Here is a 19632-nt window from a genome sequence, read left to right as displayed (position 1 = left end):
GCCTGATCGCGGACGATCAGCTCTCCAGCATCTTCATGGCCTTGACGAGGCTGGTGCGCATGCGGCCGATGGATCGCGTGAGCGCGCCGATCTCGTCGCGCGAGGTGCGCTTCAACTCGGGAATGTCGAGCTCGCCGAGGCTCACGCGATCGGCGAACCGCGACAGTTGCGCGATCGGGCGCACCACGATCAACGCCAGCATCACGTTGAGCATGATCCCGATGACCACGAACACCACCGTGATCGATGTCATGAAGACCTTGAAGGCGCTCTCGGCACGGTCCAGCGGCACCTGCGTGGGCACCGAGATGATCTGCGCGCCCACCGCCTCGTTGAGGGTCCAGCCGAAGCCGTTGGCCGGGCCGTAGCGCTCGATCATGGTCTTGGGCGCGGCGTCCACCGTGCTGTGGCAACGCAAGCAGGCCGCGTTGCTGATGCGGATCGGACGCGCGATGTAGAACGAACGCCCGTTGGGGGTGTCGCGCTCTCCGACGAGTTCGCCCAGATCCTTGTTGGAGCGGAACTGCGTGACGAGGTCGGTCTCCCAGTCGACCGCCCGGTTGCGCGGATTGGTCGGGTTCAGCACCGCTTCCTTGTAGCCGTACTCGGCGTGCTTCTTGCGCAAGTCGTTGAAGACCTCGGTGGCCGAATAGGCGGGAACGGACTGCGGCAGGAAGGTGTATTTCATCTGCGTTTCAAGCAACGGTCCGACCTGGGTCGAGGTGTACCAGCGTGCGGCAAGTGCCGCATCCATCAGGAGACGGGCGCTCCCGGCGATTTCGTCGCGCGCGTTTCGCTCCAGCAGCGTCCATGAAATGCGGCCCGTCGCCGCAAGCCCGATCGCGAAGATCAGCAGGAAGACGAGGTTGAACTTGAGCAGTAGCTTCACGGTGCTCTCCACTATTGAGCCGAGGGCGACGAGGCCGCTTCGCGGGCCGCTCGCACAGGCGCTGGCAGGGGGCCGGACGTCGAGGGGACCCAGGGGGGACGCGCCGCGCTGACCGGAGGCTTTTTCTGGTACTTCTCGGGAAACAGGATCGGATCCCACTCGGGGTGCGACGACAGGCCTGCGACCAGTGCGGCGCGGAAAGCCGGGTTCCTGGCCTTGACTCGCCAGCGCTGTACGAGCGGGCGCCGCAGCCACGGCTCGGCCTTCAACCAGGGCTCGACATCGGCGTAGGTGAAGTCGGGCGCCGACTTCGGCTGCACCACCTGGTTGCGATACTGGTCCAGGCGCAGCGGCAGCGAGTCGCGGAAGACCCGCGGCATCGCTGCGACAAACGCCTCGTTCGAACCGGCATTGACGACGCCTCGTGCGCCGGCCTTGCGCCGGTAGTAGTCGCCGGACTTGAGTGGCACGCCGCTCGCCTGGTCTTCGGTGAGCTTGGCCTCGCCGCGTTCGACGAAGAGGGTTGTGTCCGTCGGCGTTTCGGAGAAAACGACGACACCGGTGTTGGGCCGCATCGTGAACAGGCGCGTGCGCAACTCGAGACCGGCGCCGTCGGCCGCACTGCCTTTGGAGCCCGTCACCTTGCACCAACCGTTCATGACGAAGAGCCAGCGTTCGGGCTTCTGTCGACCGGTCGAGGCGTTGATCATCGCGCGTGTCGCCGGGCCGAACTGGACGACCGACAGATCGGCCAACTCGAGTTGCATGAAACCAGAGGCCGCCGTCTCGACGATGTCGCCCGACTCGAGCCGCACACCCTCTTGCGCGTGCAGGCGAGATGCGCCGCGATAGATGAATGCGTCGCTTTCGAGGATCGTGATGGTGCCGCTCAGGTCGGCGGACCAGGCGCACCAGGGCGCCAACATCACTGCAGCCAGGACAAGTCTACGAAGCATCGCGACCACCTCCATCCATCGGACCTCGCCGCAGGTTCATGAGGAACATGACGGCGGACCCGTTGCCGAACAACCCCACTTTTGGATGTGCCCTGCCGGGGAGCCGCCACAGGCAGGCCCCCGAAAAGCACCGCTGCGCAAACAGGCCAGCGGTAGTAACATCAGATTACGCCTTTTCACCGAAAAGAGGTCAGCGATCGCCCCCTATGTTAGGGATCCGGGTCATTTCCCAGTCTGGCGCGCCGCCCGGCGCGCCACTGGCAGCCGTGTTCGGGGACGCTGGCGGTGATATCGGCCGCGGCGCCGACTGCACGCTGGTCCTGGCCGACCCGGAGCGCCACATTTCACGCCGCCAGGCGCTGATCGCGTGCCGTGATGGCCGCCACTACATCCGCCAGGTAGGCACCAGTCTCCCGACCGAAATCGGTGGCGTGCCGCTTCCGCTCGACGTCGACTTTCCACTCCTGGCTGGAGCCCAGATCCGCATCGGCGACTATGTCCTGCGCGCGGAGGACCCGTCGTTGCCCGCGGCAGTTCCTCCGCTGCCCGCGGATGAGCCCGCGATCCTCGACGGCGAGCATCTCGCCGCGGACGACCCGCTCGCCGCTGAAGTCGACCTGATCGTGGGCGACCCCACCGGGTTCGGGCAGTACCCCGAGCCGGATGCTTCGGCACCTGCGCAGGCGGCGCAGGGTGTGCAAGCGCCGGGTGTCCCCGAGATGTTCGCGGCCTTGTACGCGGGCCTCGGCCTGCCCGCGCCGGCACCTGCCGACCAATCCGCGCAGGCCCTCAACCACATCGGCGGCCTGCTTCGCAATGCGATCGAGGGCACGCTGTCGCTGCTCGAGGCACGATCGATCGCCAAACACGAGCTGGGGGCCAGCTCGACCCTGCTTCAGCCCCGCGAAAACAACCCGCTGAAATTCGCACCCGATCTCGACACCGCGCTGGCGCACTTGTTGCGGCCGGCGCAGCGCGGCTTCACGCCGCCGCTCGCCGCGGTGACCGATGCCTTCAACGACCTCCGCGCCCACGAGGTCGCGGTGCTTGTCGGCATGCGTGCTGTGCTGATCGAGGTTCTGTCGCGTTTCGACCCTGCGTCCCTCGTCAACGGGCTTGCGCCCCTGTCGCCCTGGGAGAGCCTGCTTCCCGGCGGCCGCGAGGCGAAGCTTTGGGCGCAGTACGGCGAGCGCTACGCCGAGATCGCGCGCGACGTCGAGGGCGACTTCAACACGCTGTTCGGCCGTGCCTTTCGAGAGGCGTACGAGAAACAACTCGCGGCGCTGGGGCGATCCTCACTGCCTGTCCCTTGATCGGGGGGGGTGCCCGGCGGTGGCGACGACAAAAAGACATGAACCGCTCGGGCATCGGCAGCAACTCAGGGGGGTGACAAGCAGCAAGGCCGGGGGCAGCACCCCGGTTGGCTACTCCGATCCTTGAGCTGAGGGTGCAATGAAGCAGACGATTCTTCTCTCCGGTTTGTGTGCGGTCCTGCTGGGCGGATGTGCGGACGTTCGCCTTGCCGACTACAAGCGCCCGGATGCGCCCGCGAAGTCCTCATGGTCCCGCCAGCCAGAGGCCACGTTGTCGGCCTCCGGCACGATCGTGCCGCAGTGGTGGACGCAGTTTGGCGACCCCTACCTGGACTCACTCGTGACAAGCGCCGTTGCGGGAAACTTCGACTTGAAAGTCCTGGCCGCTCGCATCGAGGTGGCCAACACGCAGATTGGCGAAGCACGGGCGGGTTCCTTGCCGACGGTGGACGTCGGTGCCGGCGCCAGCCTGGAAAAGAGCACGGGGCAGAAGTTCTCGAAACAGTTCAACCTGGGCACCCAGGTCAGCTGGGACCTCGATGTCTGGGGCCGCGTCAACAAGGGCGTGCAGGCGCAGACTGCTGAATTCCATGCCACCGAGGCGGACTGGCGCGCTGGCTATCTCCAGATCGTGTCGAGTGTCTCGACCACGTACTTCCAGATCCTGCAACTCGACGAGCAGATCGATCAGCAACAACGGGCGCTGACGAAGAACCAGCAGATCCTGCGCATCTACGAAGGAATGCGCGACAACGGCCTGTTGCCCGCCACGCAAGTGCTGCGGCAGCGCGCGGAAATCAATCGGCTGACCAAGGATTTGCTGGAGCTGAACCGGTTTCGCCAGGTGGCCGAGAACGCGCTCGCCACGCTGCTCGGTGTGCCGGCGGGCGACTTCAAGGTCGCTGCCGGCCGGCTTCAGGACCGCGTGCGCATTCCGGTGGTGCCTGCCGGGCTGCCCTTGGAGCTGCTCGCCCGCAGGCCCGACATCGTGGCCGCCGAATTCCGGGTGCTGGAGTCGCACGATCTCATGGGGCAGGCCAAGCTTGCACGATTGCCTTCGGTCAGTTTGACCGGCCGCGGAGGCTCGGCCAGTTTCGCGCTCGGCGACCTGCTGAAGTCCTTCACCTTCGGGCTCTTGCCGAGCATCAATATTCCTGCACTCAATCCGGGCATCAAGGCACACGCCAAGACCACCGAGAAACAGGTCACGGTGGCCGAACAAGACTACCGGCGCACGGTGGTCGCCGCATTCGAGGAAGTCGAGAACGCCCTGGTGAACCTCGACGCCCACCGGCAGCAGAAGGTGGAACTGCAGATGCAGGTCGATCAGCTCAAGCTGGTGTCGGACCAGACCGCGGTGCAACTCGAGGTCGGCGTCGTTTCGCAACTCGACGTGTTCGAGACCGAGCGTTCGTTGCTGGCAGCGCAACTCGCGTTGCTGGCGAGTCACCAGCAGGTGCTTTCAGACACGGTGACGCTCTACAAGGCGCTCGGTGGCGGCTGGGCGCCCCTCAAGGTTGCGAATGCAAGCAACTGAGCGGCCCTCGCCCAGTCCGGCGCGCGACGAACGGATCGGTGGCATGCAGGCGACCACGCACGATCTCGACATTGTGCTCAAGCCCCTGTCCCGACCGGAGCTGGGCGAGATTCGCATCGACGGCAGCGTGTTCGCCGTTGGGCGCACCGAGCAGCCCTTCGCGTCCTACGCGCACGACATTCTCGAGATGCTGTCGCGCCGGCACGCCAGGATCTTCTGCGAGGAGGGTGTCGTCTACCTGGCGGACCTGGACAGCCGGAACGGGACGACCGTCAACCGCGCCGCCATCGCACAGGTACCGTGCCGGCTGCGCGATGGCGACGAAGTCTGCTTCGGTGGCGTGCTCTCGTACCGCGTGGAGATCGTGCCGCGCGCCCGCAACCCCCGAAGCACCGCCGAAGGCTTCAGCCTCACGTTGACGCCCGCGTCCACCGGCTCGGGGCTCCACCCGATCGTCATCACACGTTTTCCGTTCCTCGTCAGCAAGAACGACGCGACGTTTTCGCAATACCAGAACGAGCACGGCCGGCAGTTGAGTTTCCTGTCGCGGCGCCATGCGCACATTTTCCGGAAGGACGGCGGCGCCTGCATCGAAGATCTCGACAGCTCCAACGGCACCTTCGTCGATGGCCTTCGGCTGCAGGAGCACGCCGTGCCCCTGGAAGACGGCATGCTGCTCGCTTTCGGCGGCGATCATTTCACCTACCGGGTCAGCATCAGCAAGGAAGCCGGGATCGAGCCCACCCATCCCGGCGCCCGCGCGCAGGTTCCCCAGAACAAGCCTGCCGAGCGGAAAACCGCGGACGTCGCACCGGCTGCCAGCGACAAGACGACCTTCGTGGTGGCCCCCACCTCGTTCCTCGACATCTTCTGCGTCGATGAGACGCCGAGCGAGGGCTTCGAACCCACCGGCTCGACAGTGCCCGACGTCCCGGCCAAGGAACCCGCCCGGCGCAGGTCGCGCGGACGAAGCGCGGTGCTGTTGTCCGAACTCGTGGCACTCTTTGCCGGCGCCGAGCACGAGCGCACGTGGCGCAGCTGGTGGAAGGGCGCGGCGATCGTGGCCGTGCTGGGGGGGGCCGCCCTGGCGCTGTACCTGCGGGGCGCGCCCGAGCGCGAACTGAAGGACGCTGTTGCGCGCGGCGAGTATGCGCAGGCCGCATCGCTCGCGAACGAGTACCTCGAACAGCGCCCGGACGATGCCGAACTCAAGGCGCTCGCCACCGAAGCCGCCCTCAAGGCGAACGTGCCTGCCTGGCTCACGAAACTGCAGGCGCGCGACTTCAAGGGCGCCGAGGCCGTGCTCGCCGGCCTGTCGGAGCTCGGCATCCGCAATCCCGATCTGCGCCCACTGGTGGGCGAGCTGGAATGGCTGGGCAACCTCGAACGCCTGGTCAGCGTTCGCGGCGGACCGGATGCACCGATCCGCATCTACGTCGACGAAGACAGCATCGCCGCGCTGATCGGGCGATGGAACGACAACACGGGCGAGCACCAGCGTGCCCTCGCGCGGATCGCGTCTCACGTGCCGCAGTTCGCTGCACCGTATGCCGAGGCGCTGACCCATCTGCGCAAGTTGCAAAGCGACGCCACCGTGTACCTGGCGGCCATCGAACGCCTGAAGGCCAGCATCGCCACGGAGCTGGACCGGGACAACCCGCAGGTGCTGGAAGCGGTGCTGAAAGAGACCGCGGAGAAGTACCCCGGGCTCGGCGGGTTGGACGACGTGCGCCAGGACCTGGCGCGTTACATCGAGATCAAGAGGGAGGCGCGCACCCGCAAGTCCGGACGGGTGTTTTCCGTGGTGCTCAAGGCGCGTTTCACGACGCCGCCGTTCCAGGAAGGCTTTCGCGCGATGGGCGTGGGCCGGCAGCTTCCTGGCGAGGAGCTCGTCAAGCAGTACGCGGACGCCACGCAGCCCTGGAAGGAGGGCAGGGCCACCGAATCGCTCGCCAGCTTGCAGAAGATCGCGGCCGGCCCCTGGGCGGAAGCGGTTGCTGGTGAACTGGCGCGCAGGCAAGCGGTCCTGGCGCAGTTCGCGGCGTTGCAGCAGTCGCAGGGGGAGAGTGGCTACGCGGAGCAACTGCTGGCGTTTCGCGCCGTGCTCGATCCCGAGGAGGACGTCTACTTCGCGCGCGCCACCCAGGCGGACCTGGCGTTGCAAAAGGACAAGGCGCTCGTGCGCGCGCAAGAGTCGATGAACCGGGCGAGGGCGCTGTGGCAGGAGTATCGGAATGCCGGCGTGATCGAGGCCGCGCAGCGGGTCGAGACCACGATCTCGAATACCTTCCGGACCCGCGCCCGCTTGCTGTCCGACGCGAGACGCCAGGCGCAACTGGCCATGCAGATCTACGCGCAAGTGGATGCGGTTTCGCCCGCGCAGTGGCGCACAATCGACGACGAGATCAAGGTTGAGGCGGAACAGCAGCGCAACGCGTTGCTGGAGTTGCGCAATGTCCTCGCGCCGGAGCTGATCAAGGCCAAGCTGGCACTGCTGGGAGAGTCGAACGATGACGCACCCAAATCGCCTTAGACCCCTCACCGAGGCGCTCGGCGACCACAGCACCGAGGGCATCGCCATCCTGACCGCGGAACCGTGGCGCATCCTGCACGCGGTCATCTACACCATGATCGGGCTGGTGCTTTGCGGGCTGGCCTGGTCGTTCATCGGCCGCGCCGATGTGATCGTGACGGCGCAAGGTGCGCTGCAGCCCGACTCGGAGCTCAGGCGCTTCTACGCGCCCGTCGACGGCGAACTGGCCAACCTCTACATTGCCGAGGGCCAGCCGGTGTCCAAGGGCGATGTGCTGGCCAGGCTCAACGCCAGGGGCGCGATCGAAGCGGCCACCAACGCCCAGCAGGCGCAGTTGAAGCTCGAGGACGCAGAACGGGAATGGCGCCAGTTCCCGGAGAAGAAGGCGCTGCTGGAGCGACGGGCCGCGACCTTGCGGCAGGCGATGGAGCTGGAAGAGCAGCAACACGGGAAGCGGCTCGCCCTCGGAACCACGCAGCTGGCGCAAGCGCAGAGGGCGCAGGTCGACGAGGCACGCACGAACCTCGATGAAGCGCGTCGTGCGCGCGACGCGGCCAAGGCCGAGACCGAGAAGTTCGAACGCGTGTTCTCGACGCCCGGCGGTGGCGGCATTTCGCAGCTGCAGCTCGACGCCAAGAGAAACGCGTTGCGGGCCGCCGAGAATGCCCAGCGGGTGGCGCAATCGAGGCTCGGCGAACTGAGCGCGCGGCAGTCCCAGGAACTCTCGTCGGCCCGGGCCCAGGTCGAATCGAGCGGCCAGGAGCTGGGCAGGCTTCGGCTGCAGTACGAGGCCGCGACGAACGAACTCGCCACGGTCGAGGAAAAGCTGCGCCTGCAACTGCAGGCCGCGCGCCTGACGGCCGATTCCGCCGCCCGCGTGCGTTTCGAGAACATCGACAAGGACAACTTCCTGCTGATCCTCGCACCGGTGTCCGGTGTCGTCACGGATGTGACGTCCACCCAACCCGGGGACAAGATCCAGGCCAACACGCCGTTGGGTGGCATCGCGCCGCGCGGCGCGCGCCCCGTGGTGCGCATCGAGATCGCCGAGCAGGACCGGGCCTTCCTGCGCGAAGGCCTGCCGGTCAAGCTGAAGTTCAGCGCGTTCGCGTATCAGCGTTACGGGCTCGTCAACGGCACGCTGGAATACATCTCTCCGGCCACGAAAACGGCGCCGCTGACCAAGCAGCCGGTCTATGAGGGCCGCGTGACGCTGGAGCGGGACCACTACCTCGTCGAGGACAAGAAGTACCCGCTGCGCTACGGCATGACAGCAACGGCGGAGGTCGTCGTGCGCGAGCGGCGCCTGATCGATCTCGCGCTGGATCCCTTCCGGCAGATTGGCGGCTGAGCGCCGCCGGCAACATCGTGTTCAACGCCAAAGGAGCGGCTGAAATGACGACACTCGTGAAAATCGATGACGGCGCCATCAGCGTCGCAGAGTTCCTGCAGACGTTGAAGCTGAACGGGCAGTTCGAGGGGCTCATCGAGCAACTCGTCAGGGACCGCATCACGGTGCAGGCGGCGAAGAAGCAAGGCCTGCGCGTGTCGGAGGCGGAAATCCAGGAACGCGCCGACCAGTTTCGCCGGGTGCGCGGCCTGCATCGGGCGTCCGACACGAACAAGTACCTCGACGCGCTGCACGTGGGCCTGGAGGAGTTCGAGGCGTTCCTCATCGACGGCCTGTACCAGGAGAAGATGATGGCGCACGTGTGCAGCGAGCAGACCGTGCAGACGTACTTCAAGCTCAACTCGCCGAGGTTCGACAGCATCGAGGTCAGCCACATCGTCCTCGACGCCGAAGGCAAGGCCAAGGAGATGATCTCCGTGCTCGCCGACGACCCGGACAGCTTCGACGAGATGGCCCGCGAGCATTCGATCGCCGATACGCGCGAGCACGGTGGCCTGATCGGCAAGGTGCTGCGCGGCTCGCTCCGGACCGACATCGAGGCCAAGGTGTTCAACGCCGCGGTCGGCGAACTGCTCGGGCCGTTCGCATCGCCGGACCGGACGGTGTTCGAGATCTTCCGGGTCAACGCGAAGCATCCGGCCCGGCTCGACGACGACACGGCCACCGAGGTGCGGCGGCTGCTGCACGAGGAATGGCTGCGCGCCAGGGCGCAGGAACACGTCATCGAGGCCTGCTAGGCCCGCCACGCCCATGGATGCGCAAAAGCTGCCCTCGCACGCCGATTTCCTGGCATCGGTGGACCTGTTCTCCGTGTTCACGCGGGACGAGATCGATCGCTTGTCCGCGGGCGCGCAATCACGGTTTCTCTCGTTCGGCGACACCGTCTGCAGCGCCGGCGAGCCGGCCGACGGCGTGTTCATCGTGAAGTCGGGCTCGATCCGCGTTTTCACCGAGGAGAGCGGCAAAGAGATCAGCATGGGCGTGCGCAAGGTGGGCGAAGTCTTTGCCGAGATCGTCATGCTGCGGGACTACCGGCATGAGTCGTCGGCGCGTGCATCGGCAAAGACCGAGTTGCTGTGCATTCCGCGCGATGTCGTCGCGCCCGTTGTTGCCGGCAATCCGGCGGCCCGCGCGTTCGTCGCGGGCCGCGTGGCGATCAGCACGGCGGGCGGATTGATCAGCCAGTTGTTCGACCTGCGGGGCAAGGTCGACAAGAGCGAGCTCGAGGGATTCATCCGCAGCGTGGGCGTCAAGCAGGTGGGCGCCGGCAAGGAAATCCTGAAGCAGGACTCCCGGGAGGACCGCAGGCTGTACGTGGTGCGCCACGGGGAGGTGCGCGTCGTGCGCCACGAAGAAGGCACGGAGTACCCGCTGGCCACGCTGCGGCAGGGCGACACCTTCGGCGAAAAAGCCTGCCTGATGCGCCAGGAGCAGGCCGCATCGGTGATCGCCAACACCGACACCGCGCTGCTGGTGATCCCGGAGAAGACCGCTCATTTCATCCTCGAACGCAACCCGAAGGTGCGTGAGGCGCTGGAAGAGCGGGTGCGGCTCATCGACCGGGAATTGCAGCGGCAGAAAAAGGTTGCCGAACGGCGCAAGCAGCCGGTGATGCTCGACCTGAAGTCCAGGCCCGAGCTGGGCGAGAAGGTCATCCAGCGCTTTGCCTGGGTCGAGCAGGCCGAGGAGATGGATTGCGGCGCGGCCTGCCTGGCGATGATCTGCAAGCACTACGGCATCAACATGACCCTGGGCAAGCTGCGCGAGCTGGCGAACGTCACGACGCAGGGTGCGACCCTGGAGAGCCTGGCGCGCACCGGCGAGTCGCTCGGCTTCACGACGCGCGGCGTGAAGTGCAGCTTCGATTCGCTGCGCGGCTTCGAGCTGCCGCTCATCGTGCACTGGGAGGGCTACCACTATGTGGTGGTGTATGGCGTCTCCAATCGCCAGGTGTGGGTGGCGGACCCGGCTGTCGGTTTCAAGAAGCTGAGCGTCGAGGAATTCGAGCGCGGTTGGAGCGGCACCTGCCTGGTGTTCACCGCCGGGCAGGACATGGCGCAGGTGGCCGCGTCACGCTCGCCCTGGGTGCGGTTCGCCAGGTACCTGGTGCCCTACAAGAGGATCCTGGTGCACCTGTTCCTGGCGACGTTCGTGATCCAGATGCTGGGCATCATCCCGCCGGTGATCATCCAGAACATCCTGGACGGGGTGATCGTGCACCAGAACGTGAACCTGCTGCACCTGCTGATCACCGGCCTGATCATCTCGCACGTGTTCACGCAGCTGATGGCCACGACGCGGGCGTTCCTGGCCAACTTCATGGTGCGCAAGCTCGACTTCGCGATGATGTCGCAGTTCCTGAAGCACACGCTGTCGCTGCCGTACTCGTTCTTCGCCAAGCGCAAGACCGGCGACATCTTTGCGCGCTTCCAGGAGAACCAGACGATCCGGGCCTTCCTGACGGAATCGAGCGTCACCACCGTGCTCAACCTGTTGATGATCTTCATCTACTTCACGGTCATGTTCCTCTACAACGTGAAGCTGACGCTGCTGCTCATCGCCTTCGTCGTGCCGATCCTGGTGCTCACCGTGCTCGTGACGCCGAAGATCAAGAGCTATGCGCGCGAATCGTTCGCTGCGGGCACCGATGCCAAGGCGTACCTGATGGAGGCGCTCGGCGGGGTGGAGACCGTCAAGGGCATGGGCATCGAGCGCCCGGTGCGCCTCAAGTGGGAGAAGAAGTACGCCAAGGCGCTCGGCGTGACCTACCGCTCGCAGTCCTTCAGCATCCTGGTGGGGCTGGCCGGGCAGTTGTTCAACGCCGCCACCACCATCGCCATTCTGTGGGCCGGCGCCAACCTCGTGCTGGCGCGCGAGCTGACGATCGGCCAGCTGATCGCATTCAATGCCTTGATGGGCAGCGTGCTGGCGCCGTTGATGGGCCTGGTCGGGCTGTGGAGCCAGTTGAACGACGCCGCCGTTGCCATGGAACGCCTCGGCGACGTGCTCGACCTGGAGCCCGAGCAGAAGCCCGGGGACCTGGCGTCGCGCGTGGTGCTGCCCGACCTGCAGGGGGACATTCGCTTCGACGGCGTCTACTTCCGCTACGGCGGCGACGAGACGCCCTATGTGCTGGAGAACATCAGCCTGGACATCAAACCCGGCGAACTGATCGCGATCGTGGGCCGCAGCGGCTCGGGAAAGACCACCTTGGCCAAGCTGCTCGTGGGCTTCTACCCGCCCACCGAAGGCAAGCTGACCGTGGACGGCTACGACATTGGCGTGATCGACAAGGAGTACTACCGCGCGCAGGTCGGCTACGTGATGCAGAGCAACCTGCTGTTCTCGGGCACCATCGCCGAGAACATCGCCAGCGGCGACGAGACCCCGGACCGCCGCCGCATCGAGGAGGTGGCGCGGATGGCCGACGTGCACCCGTTCATCGCCAAGATGCCGCTCGGCTACGAGCAGGTGGTGGGCGAGCGCGGCATGGGACTGTCCGGCGGCCAGATCCAGCGCCTCTGCATCGCCAGGGCGCTGTACCACGATCCGCGCCTGCTGGTGTTCGACGAGGCCACCTCGGCGCTCGACACGCAGTCCGAGAGCAACATCATCGCCAACATGCACGACATCCTGAAGGGCCGCACCGCCGTGATCATCGCGCACCGCCTGAGCACCATCATGCGCGCCGACAAGATCCTCGTGCTCTACGAGGGCGCGATCGTCGAACAGGGGCGGCACGAGGAGCTGGTGGAGCGCCGCGGCATGTACTACCAACTGGTGCAGAAGCAGTTGAGTGCCGCATGAAGATCCTCGACCAGGAGCTCGAGGCCAGCTCCACCATCTCGTACGCGGGGCTGATCGAGAAGATCGAGATCCTGCGCTCGACGCTGCGCTGGGCTTCCAGGCTCGAACGGCCGGACATCGAGAAGCTGCTGCGGCAGGCCGGCGCGCTGCGCGACGAAGTGATGCAGCTGTCGCACAAGGAGCGGTTCGTGAAAGCGGCTGCTGCCGAGCCGACGCGGGCGGCGCTGTCGCGGCGCCAGCGGCGCCAGGGCCTGATCGAGCGCAGCTTCGTGTTCGAGGGTGCGTTCGGCGAGAACCCCAAGCTGCTCGAGGCGCTGGAAATCGCGGAGAAGGCCGCCCCCACCGGCCTGCCCGTGCTCATCGATGGCGAGAGCGGCACCGGCAAGGAGCTGATGGCCAAGGTGGTCCACGCCAACGGGGACCGGGCCGACCGGCCGTTCATTTCCGTCAACTGCGGGGCCATTCCCGAGAACCTGCTGGAGTCCGAGCTGTTTGGCCATCGCCGGGGCTCGTTCACGGGCGCGTCGACCGATCGCAAGGGCAAATTCGAGAGCGCCCATACCGGCACCATCTTCCTCGACGAGATCGGCGAGCTGCCCTTGACCGGCCAGGTGAAGCTGTTGCGCGTGCTGGAGGCGCACGAGATCCAGCGGGTGGGGTCCGACGAGCTGATTGCCGTGGACGCGCGCGTCGTGGCAGCCACCAACAGGAACCTGCGCCGATTGTGCGAAGAAGGGAAGTTCCGGGAGGACCTGTTCTATCGGCTCAGTGTCATTCACCTGTCGTTGCCGCCGCTGCGTGAGCGCAGGGACGAGATTCCGTTGCTGTTCCAGTTCATCGGCGACGAAGCCGCCGAAGCGCTCAAGCGGCGCCCGATCGAGATGACGCGGCGGCTGCGCGCCTTCCTGCTGGACTACGCCTACCCGGGCAACATCCGGGAGTTGCGCAACATCATCTACCGGCTCTCGTGCCTGGCCGGACAGACCGCCGACGTGGAGCACCTGCCTGCGGACATCCGGCCCGCGCCGCCGGTCCGGGGTGCGGCCACTGCCGCGCCTGACGGTGATGACAAGGCGGTCGGGGCAGCTGCGTTCAGCGAGGCCAAGCGCGTGGCGAGCGACCAGGCGGAGCGCGAGTTTCTCGAGCGGGGCCTGCAGGAAGTGGGCGGCGTGGTGACCGAGCTGGCCAGGCGCTGCGACATGAACCGGTCCCATCTGCAGTCACTGCTCAAGAAGCACGGCATCCGATCGAAGGACAGCCGCCACGCGAATGCGTCGCGCCGCGACGAACTGGCCTGAGGCCGTCCGGCGCTGCCTGGACGTCCGGTTTCACATCACCGGCAGCATCGCGGTCCGGTCAGGGCTGCACAGGTCCTCGGCGCGCACCACCACGGCCGTGATGTTGTCATGCCCACCCTGCTGGAGCGCCAGGTCGATCAGCGTTTGGGCGGCTTGCCGGCAGTTGCCCGGCAGCAGCGCCTGCTCGATGGCCAGTTCACTGACCTCGTTGCTCAGGCCATCGCTGCACAGCAGGAAGACGTCGCCGTCGACGACCTCGACGGTCGCGCGATCGATCTCCAGCGTGTCCTCGGCGCCGAGCGCACGGGTGATCAGGTTCGCAGGCGGACGGTGCAGCGTATCGTCCGAGTTCGCGGGGCGCCGCGAACGGACCGCTTCGATCTGGCTGTGGTCGCGGGTCAGCTGTCTCAGGCGTCCGGCCCGGCACAGGTAAACGCGGCTGTCGCCGACCCACAGGCACGCGGCATGGCGCCCCGACCCGAGCAGCGCGGCGATCGTGGTGCCGATGATCGGCACGTCACGCTGTGCCGCCTCTGAGCGAAGCCGCCGGTTCGCGCCCTGCAAGCACTCGTGTGCATCGTCGATGTACTGCGCCAGGCTTTGCGGTGCGGGCAGGTCGGCCAGGCTCCTGATGACCAGGCGGCTCGCGAACTCACCCAGCGCATGCCCACCCATGCCGTCGGCGACGGCCCAGAGCGCGCGTTCGGGCAGCTCCAGGCAGGCATCCTCGTTGACCTCGCGGACCATCCCGGGATGGGATCGGGAGGCGGAGGTCCACCGGATGGGGCCGGGTTCGATGCTCACGCTCGGGGTGAGGCTTGCTGGGCTTTGCATGGGCGTTGCCAATGGGCGGGTTTGCTGTTGTGTCATCAGCCGAGTTTGAAGTTCACCGCGTTCTGCCCTGCGACGACATTGATCACCGCGTTGGCTGCCGAACTGTTGATGTCGATGGTCTGGAACTGCACGTTCAACTGATCGGCCACGAAGGTGTTGTTCGTCTGGAAGAAATTGACGATCGGCGCGAACCGGGCGCTTTCGGGCAGGAAGGGCTGGAAGGCACCGAAGACCCATGGCGCGCCGCCAGCGCCCTTGATGGACGACATGGCCTTGTAGTCCAGGGCACGGCTCATTCGAAGATCGTTGATGGTCGTGGTGGCCATGGTGNCCGAAGACCCATGGCGCGCCGCCAGCGCCCTTGATGGACGACATGGCCTTGTAGTCCAGGGCACGGCTCATTCGAAGATCGTTGATGGTCGTGGTGGCCATGGTGCGCCTCTGCAATCCGGGGTGGTTGATGTGGAGAGCCCGTGTGGGGGAACGTGGATCGCCCCCCCGTCCGTGCCGGGCACCGGTGTGATCAGACCGAGAAAGGGAAGCCGCGGCCGATGCTGGCGAGGTCGACGTTCGAGCTGTAGCTCGTGTTGCGGGCGTCCTGGGTGAAGGCGTTGTCGGACTGGATCGTCACCGGGCCCAGCACGAGCGAGCCGTTGCCGACGTTGGCCAGGGTCGCCATGCCCTGGGCATTCAGTTGGCTCGTGCCGTTGGCTTGGTTGTCCTGGCCGCCGCGCACGGCGGACATGGTCTTGCCGTCGAGTTCGTGGGTGGCCGAGAGGTCTTTGATGGTCAGGGTGGTTTGCATGGTGTCTCTCACAAGAGGATGGGTGGGATGAGGCGGGGGGAGATCAGAAGCCGCTGAGCAGCGCGCGCAGGTCGAACGACTTGTCGTTGGTGGCGGTGCTCGAGNCTTGATGGTCAGGGTGGTTTGCATGGTGGTTCTCACAAGAGGATGGGTGGGATGAGGCGGGGGGAGATCAGAAGCCGCTGAGCAGCGCGCGCAGGTCGAACGACTTGTCGTTGGTGGCGGTGCTCGAGTTGTGGGCGTCCTGGSTGAAGGTGTTGTCSGACTGGATGATCACCGGGGAGTTCGCGCCGACGACGAGGCCGTTGCCGACGTTGGCCGCSGCGAGCATGYTYTGCAGGTTCAGCTGGCTCGTGCCGTTGGCTTGATYGGCGTTGCCGCCGCGCACCGCGGACATGGCGGCGCGGTCGAGTTCCTTGCTGGYGGACAGGTCGGAGAKGGTGAGGGTGGAGGTCATGGCAGTTCTCGCTTGAAAGTGTGTTTGAACGGGTTGTCGCGGATCAGCAGACGGCGGGGSCGCCGTACCAGGGGTAGGCGAYGGARAGGCCCTTGAMGTTCAGCGAGTCGCTGTGGTTGCTGGCGGTCTGGGTGAAGGTGTTGTCCGACTGGATGGTGGTCGGRCCACCGAACACCGAGGCGTTGCCGATGTTCGCGGCAGCGGCCATGTTCTGGACGTTCGATTGGCTCGTGCCGTTGGCTTGGTCGCCGAGGCCACCGCGCACGGCGGTCATGGCTTGGCGATCGAGTGCGTGGCTGGCCGACAGGTCTTTGATGTTCTCCTAAGAGGTGCGTGAGTGAAGAGGTTCTGGGACTGGGTGTTGAGCGTCTGCTCGAGGTCTATATCGCAAGCGATGTGCCAACTTCGATCGGGCGTTGTCGAAAGATCGAGAAGGATCGCAAGTGCTTGAAAACAAAGAGAAAAATTCTTCAGCACGGGTGCCGTCGGGATGCAGGATGAAGGCCGGCAAACGTTGATTGATGGGTACCGGCCAACACTGCGGGATCGATCTGTTGGTCCTGTCACGACACTTCGCTGAAGACCGCCGATGTGTTCGCGTCGACGCGCTCATCGAGTTCGGCGCGCATGCAATTTCGGTGGGATGAAGGGCCTGGCGCGCGGGCACGTTTGCACGAGCATCTCCTCGCGCTTTTCGCCTATATTCAAGTCCAGGAGGTTCCCATGGCTCTGAACATCAAGGACTTGCCGCAAAGCGTCGAACTCGATCGCGAAGCGATGTTGGCGATAGTGGGTGGCGCACGTGCTGGCGCTCGGCCAACCGATCTCGCGGGTGCGACGGTTCGGAGTGGCCGAATCGTCGACTATCCGCCCGGATTCGTCCGCGACAGCGCGGAGGAAGCGAACGCGCAGCGTCCTGTGCCTTGAGGGATCCTCACGGATCCCTGCACAGGGCTATTTGAACTCTACGCGGAAGCTTGCTTCCGTCAGCGTATCGCCGGCAACGCGCGCAAAGGCGCTTCTCACCTGGTCGAGCGAGGTGACCCGGAGGCTTGCGATGTCGGTTCCGACCACCGCTGCAGGAAGTTGGGCCATGACGTCGCGCTCGCTGGCAAAGCAGGCAACCGTCTCCGCCACGTTCCGCGCATTCGCCACGATCTCGAAGCGCATCTTGCCCGGGATCTCCAACGGCGCGTCCGCCCGTACCAGTGCGCTCTTGCTGAAGCGGTTCGGATAGAAGCGCAGGATGCGCCGTGCCTCGTCCTGCAGATAGCAGTAGACGTGTGCATCGTGGCTGGTGGTCACCAACAGCCTGACGCGCTCGCCGGGCTTGAACCGGTGTGCGGCGCCGGATTCGCCCGCGGCTGCATCGGCCTGCTCGCCGGAAGGCATGCGGATGATCGACAAGGCGCGGGGTAACACGGGCTCGACGATCGGCGGCGGGAGCGTTGGCTGCGGAACGGCGGCAGGGGCGGGTTCCTGCACGGGCACCGCCGGAACCTGAGCGGCTGCAGTGCGCTCGTCCGGGGGAGGATCCACCTGCTGGCTGCTCCTTGAAACTTCGATGGGCAGAGACGACGCAGCGGCCGGTGCTTCGCGGTGCGCCAGGCGCGGCCATACCAGAACGGTACCCGCCAGCAGCGCGAGAAGCGCCAGCGCGACGCCGGCGATACGGCGGTCGAGGCGCCGCAACGCCTGCAGGGCGGCCGCTGGGAGATGCAGCATGCCCTGGGGCTGTCCCGCCCGGCCCGCATCGCCGCCCGTCAACCGATGCGCGTCCTGGAGCGCGGGATTCACGACCGTTTTCGACGACGTTTGCGCGCCCCGGAACGCGGGGTTCAAGACCGTTCGCGGCGACGGGTCATGCTGATCCGCATCCGGTGGCGGCGACGTTGTCGTGAGCTCGGCGAGGCAGGCATTGAGCGCACGGGAAAACGCGCCCACGGTCTGGAAGCGAGCGGACGGATCTTTCTCCAGCGCCCGCATCACCGCGGCTTCCACCTTCGGGGGCAGGTTCTTGACGAGTGCACGCAGCGGTGGCGGGGCCTGCTCCAGCTGGGCCTTCATCAGCGCATGGTCACTCGCCCCTTCGAATGGCGCACGGCCGGCCAGCAGCGTGTACAGCACGATGCCGAGCGAATAGATGTCGGAGCGGACATCGGCTTGCGCCCCGCGGATCTGCTCGGGCGACATCGACTTCGCCGTGCCGGCCACCTGGCCGTGGCGTGTCAGGTGTTCCAGGCTGTCGAGGGCGCGGGCGATGCCGAAGTCCATGACCTTCACCTGGCCGTTGTCTGCCAGCATGATGTTCGCCGGCTTGATGTCGCGGTGCACGATGCCGCAGTGGTGCGCGTGCTCGATGCCGTCGAGCGCGCGCCGAAAGATGCTCAGCGCCCGCTCGACGGGTACGGGGCCGCCGGAGCGCACGAACTCGTCAAGCGAAACGCCCGCCACGTACTCCATGATCATGTACTGCTTGTCGCCTTCGTGCAGGAACGCATGGACGCTCGCGACATTGGGATGGCTGAGCTTGGCGTGGAGTTGCGCTTCCTGGCGGAAGCGCTCGAGGAAGAGCGGGTCGGACGCGAGTTCATCCCGCAGCACCTTGATGGCGACCTCGCGCTTGAGCATCACGTCGTGGCCCTTGAACACCTCCCCGACGCCGCCCGCGCCCAGCCGCTTCGTGATCAGATAGGGGCCGACGCGGCTGCCGAGGAGGGACTCCGGCTCGGCGCGCGGCGACGACCCGCCTGGCGAATCGCCTTGCCCATTGGGCTGCTCGCTGCCCTGTGCGCTCCCGACGAGGAACCGAGTCGTCCAATTGGCTAAGCTCATCATCGCTCCTGAAGCAAGGGGCAGTCCGCGCTTGGTGTTGTCGGCCAAGCAGATGGTGAGTTGCCGTGTACGGCAGGCGGGTTCACTATTTTTGTTGAACCGCCGACCTCAACCGAGTTTGAAGTTCACTGCGTTCTGCCCCGCGACAACATTGATCACCGCGTTGGCTGCCGAACTGTTGATGTCGATGGTCTGGAACTGCACGTTCAGTTGATCGGCCACGAAGGTGTTGTTCGTCTGGAAGAAATTGACGATCGGCGCGAACCGGGCGCTTTCGGGCAGGAAGGGCTGAAAGGCACCGAAGACCCATGGCGCGCCGCCAGCGCCCTTGATGGACGACATGGCCTTGTAGTCCAGGGCACGGCTCATTCGAAGATCGTTGATGGTCGTGGTGGCCATGGTGNCCATGGCGCGCCGCCAGCGCCCTTGATGGACGACATGGCCTTGTAGTCCAGGGCACGGCTCATTCGAAGATCGTTGATGGTCGTGGTGGCCATGGTGCACCTCTGCAATCCTGGGGTGTTGATGTGGAGAGCCCGTGCGGGGGAGCGTGGATCGCCCCCCCATCCGTGCCGGGCACCTGTGCGATTACACCGGGATGGCGCCGACCATGGTCGGGCCAAGGTCGATGCTGAGCCCCTTGAAGTTCTCGGCGTAGCTGTGGTTGCTGGCCGACTGGGTGAACGTGTTGTCCGACTGGATGGTGGCCGGGCCGCAGAACAACGAGCCGTTGCCGACGTTGGCCAGGGCCGCCATGTTCTGGACGTTCATCTGGCCCGTGCCGTTGGCTTGGTTGCCTTCGCCGCCGTGCACGGCGGTCATGGCGGTGCCATCGAGTTCGTGGGTGGCCGAGAGGTCTTTGATGGTCAGGGTGGTTTGCATGGTGGTTCTCACAAGAGGATGGGTGGGATGAGGCGGGGGGAGATCAGAAGCCGCTGAGCAGCGCGCGCAGGTCGA

General features: G+C 66.0%; 16 protein-coding genes. 8 read left to right on the top strand and 8 right to left on the bottom strand.

What is annotated here, in order from left to right; all coding sequences use genetic code 11:
- Positions 1–16: 16 nt before the first annotated feature.
- Both ASC87_RS23460 and ASC87_RS23455 read right to left on the bottom strand, forming a co-directional pair.
- Complete coding sequence (locus ASC87_RS23460; RefSeq protein ID WP_056668405.1) at positions 17–889, bottom strand: DUF3365 domain-containing protein; 873 nt, start codon at positions 887–889, stop codon at positions 17–19.
- Positions 890–900: 11 nt separating this feature from the next.
- Positions 901–1860: a hypothetical protein gene (locus tag ASC87_RS23455; RefSeq protein WP_157604269.1), complete on the bottom strand. Its 960-nt coding sequence runs from the start codon at positions 1858–1860 to the stop codon at positions 901–903.
- A gap of 32 nt (positions 1861–1892) precedes the next feature.
- Between ASC87_RS23455 and tagH the strand changes: the two genes are divergently transcribed.
- The 7 genes from tagH to ASC87_RS23420 all read left to right on the top strand — a co-directional run bounded on the left by tagH (position 1893) and on the right by ASC87_RS23420 (position 13744).
- Positions 1893–3158, top strand: coding sequence for a type VI secretion system-associated FHA domain protein TagH (gene tagH / locus ASC87_RS23450; RefSeq protein WP_162255201.1), 1266 nt, complete (start codon positions 1893–1895; stop codon positions 3156–3158).
- A 139-nt stretch (positions 3159–3297) separates the two neighbouring features.
- Positions 3298–4695 (top strand): efflux transporter outer membrane subunit, encoded by a 1398-nt coding sequence (locus ASC87_RS23445; RefSeq protein WP_056668349.1) that lies wholly within the window; start codon positions 3298–3300, stop codon positions 4693–4695.
- Positions 4696–4738: 43 nt separating this feature from the next.
- Positions 4739–7228 carry an FHA domain-containing protein gene (locus ASC87_RS23440; protein WP_056668346.1) on the top strand — a complete coding sequence of 830 codons (2490 nt, stop codon included), beginning with the start codon at positions 4739–4741 and terminating at the stop codon, positions 7226–7228.
- On the top strand, positions 7206–8579 hold the full coding sequence (locus ASC87_RS23435) for an HlyD family efflux transporter periplasmic adaptor subunit (RefSeq protein ID WP_056668343.1): 1374 nt from the start codon (positions 7206–7208) through the stop codon (positions 8577–8579). The genes ASC87_RS23440 and ASC87_RS23435 overlap by 23 nt, the downstream gene beginning before the upstream one ends.
- A 44-nt stretch (positions 8580–8623) precedes the next feature.
- The gene (locus ASC87_RS23430; RefSeq protein ID WP_056668340.1) at positions 8624–9376 is read left to right on the top strand and encodes a peptidylprolyl isomerase; all 753 of its coding nucleotides are present in this window, start codon (positions 8624–8626) and stop codon (positions 9374–9376) included.
- Positions 9377–9389: 13 nt separating this feature from the next.
- Entirely contained in the window at positions 9390–12446 is a 3057-nt protein-coding gene (locus ASC87_RS23425) for a peptidase domain-containing ABC transporter (protein WP_056668338.1), read from the top strand.
- Positions 12443–13744 carry a sigma-54-dependent Fis family transcriptional regulator gene (locus tag ASC87_RS23420; RefSeq protein WP_056668335.1) on the top strand — a complete coding sequence of 434 codons (1302 nt, stop codon included), beginning with the start codon at positions 12443–12445 and terminating at the stop codon, positions 13742–13744. The genes ASC87_RS23425 and ASC87_RS23420 overlap by 4 nt, the downstream gene beginning before the upstream one ends.
- A gap of 30 nt (positions 13745–13774) precedes the next feature.
- Here ASC87_RS23420 and ASC87_RS23415 read toward each other — a convergent pair whose 3' ends face one another.
- The 4 genes from ASC87_RS23415 to ASC87_RS23395 all read right to left on the bottom strand — a co-directional run bounded on the left by ASC87_RS23415 (position 13775) and on the right by ASC87_RS23395 (position 16114).
- Entirely contained in the window at positions 13775–14491 is a 717-nt protein-coding gene (locus tag ASC87_RS23415; RefSeq protein ID WP_235582264.1) for a PP2C family serine/threonine-protein phosphatase, read from the bottom strand.
- A gap of 610 nt (positions 14492–15101) precedes the next feature.
- Positions 15102–15383, bottom strand: a complete 282-nt coding sequence (locus ASC87_RS23405; protein WP_056668325.1) for a hypothetical protein — start codon at positions 15381–15383, stop codon at positions 15102–15104.
- A gap of 172 nt (positions 15384–15555) precedes the next feature.
- The gene (locus ASC87_RS23400) at positions 15556–15840 is read right to left on the bottom strand and encodes a hypothetical protein (protein WP_056668320.1); all 285 of its coding nucleotides are present in this window, start codon (positions 15838–15840) and stop codon (positions 15556–15558) included.
- A 43-nt stretch (positions 15841–15883) separates the two neighbouring features.
- Entirely contained in the window at positions 15884–16114 is a 231-nt protein-coding gene (locus tag ASC87_RS23395) for a hypothetical protein (protein ID WP_056668317.1), read from the bottom strand.
- Positions 16115–16563: 449 nt separating this feature from the next.
- Between ASC87_RS23395 and ASC87_RS23390 the strand changes: the two genes are divergently transcribed.
- Positions 16564–16767, top strand: a complete 204-nt coding sequence (locus ASC87_RS23390; RefSeq protein WP_056668402.1) for a hypothetical protein — start codon at positions 16564–16566, stop codon at positions 16765–16767.
- A 27-nt stretch (positions 16768–16794) separates the two neighbouring features.
- Here the strand turns inward: ASC87_RS23390 and ASC87_RS23385 are convergent, their stop codons facing one another.
- Complete coding sequence (locus ASC87_RS23385) at positions 16795–18675, bottom strand: serine/threonine-protein kinase (RefSeq protein WP_200954503.1); 1881 nt, start codon at positions 18673–18675, stop codon at positions 16795–16797.
- A 588-nt stretch (positions 18676–19263) separates the two neighbouring features.
- Positions 19264–19557, bottom strand: coding sequence for a hypothetical protein (locus tag ASC87_RS23375; protein WP_056668311.1), 294 nt, complete (start codon positions 19555–19557; stop codon positions 19264–19266).
- Positions 19558–19632 lie beyond the last annotated feature (75 nt).

The sequence above is a fragment of the Rhizobacter sp. Root1221 genome (assembly GCF_001425785.1).
Lineage (GTDB): Bacteria > Pseudomonadota > Gammaproteobacteria > Burkholderiales > Burkholderiaceae_C > Rhizobacter.
This window is presented reverse-complemented; position numbering and strand designations above follow the sequence as displayed.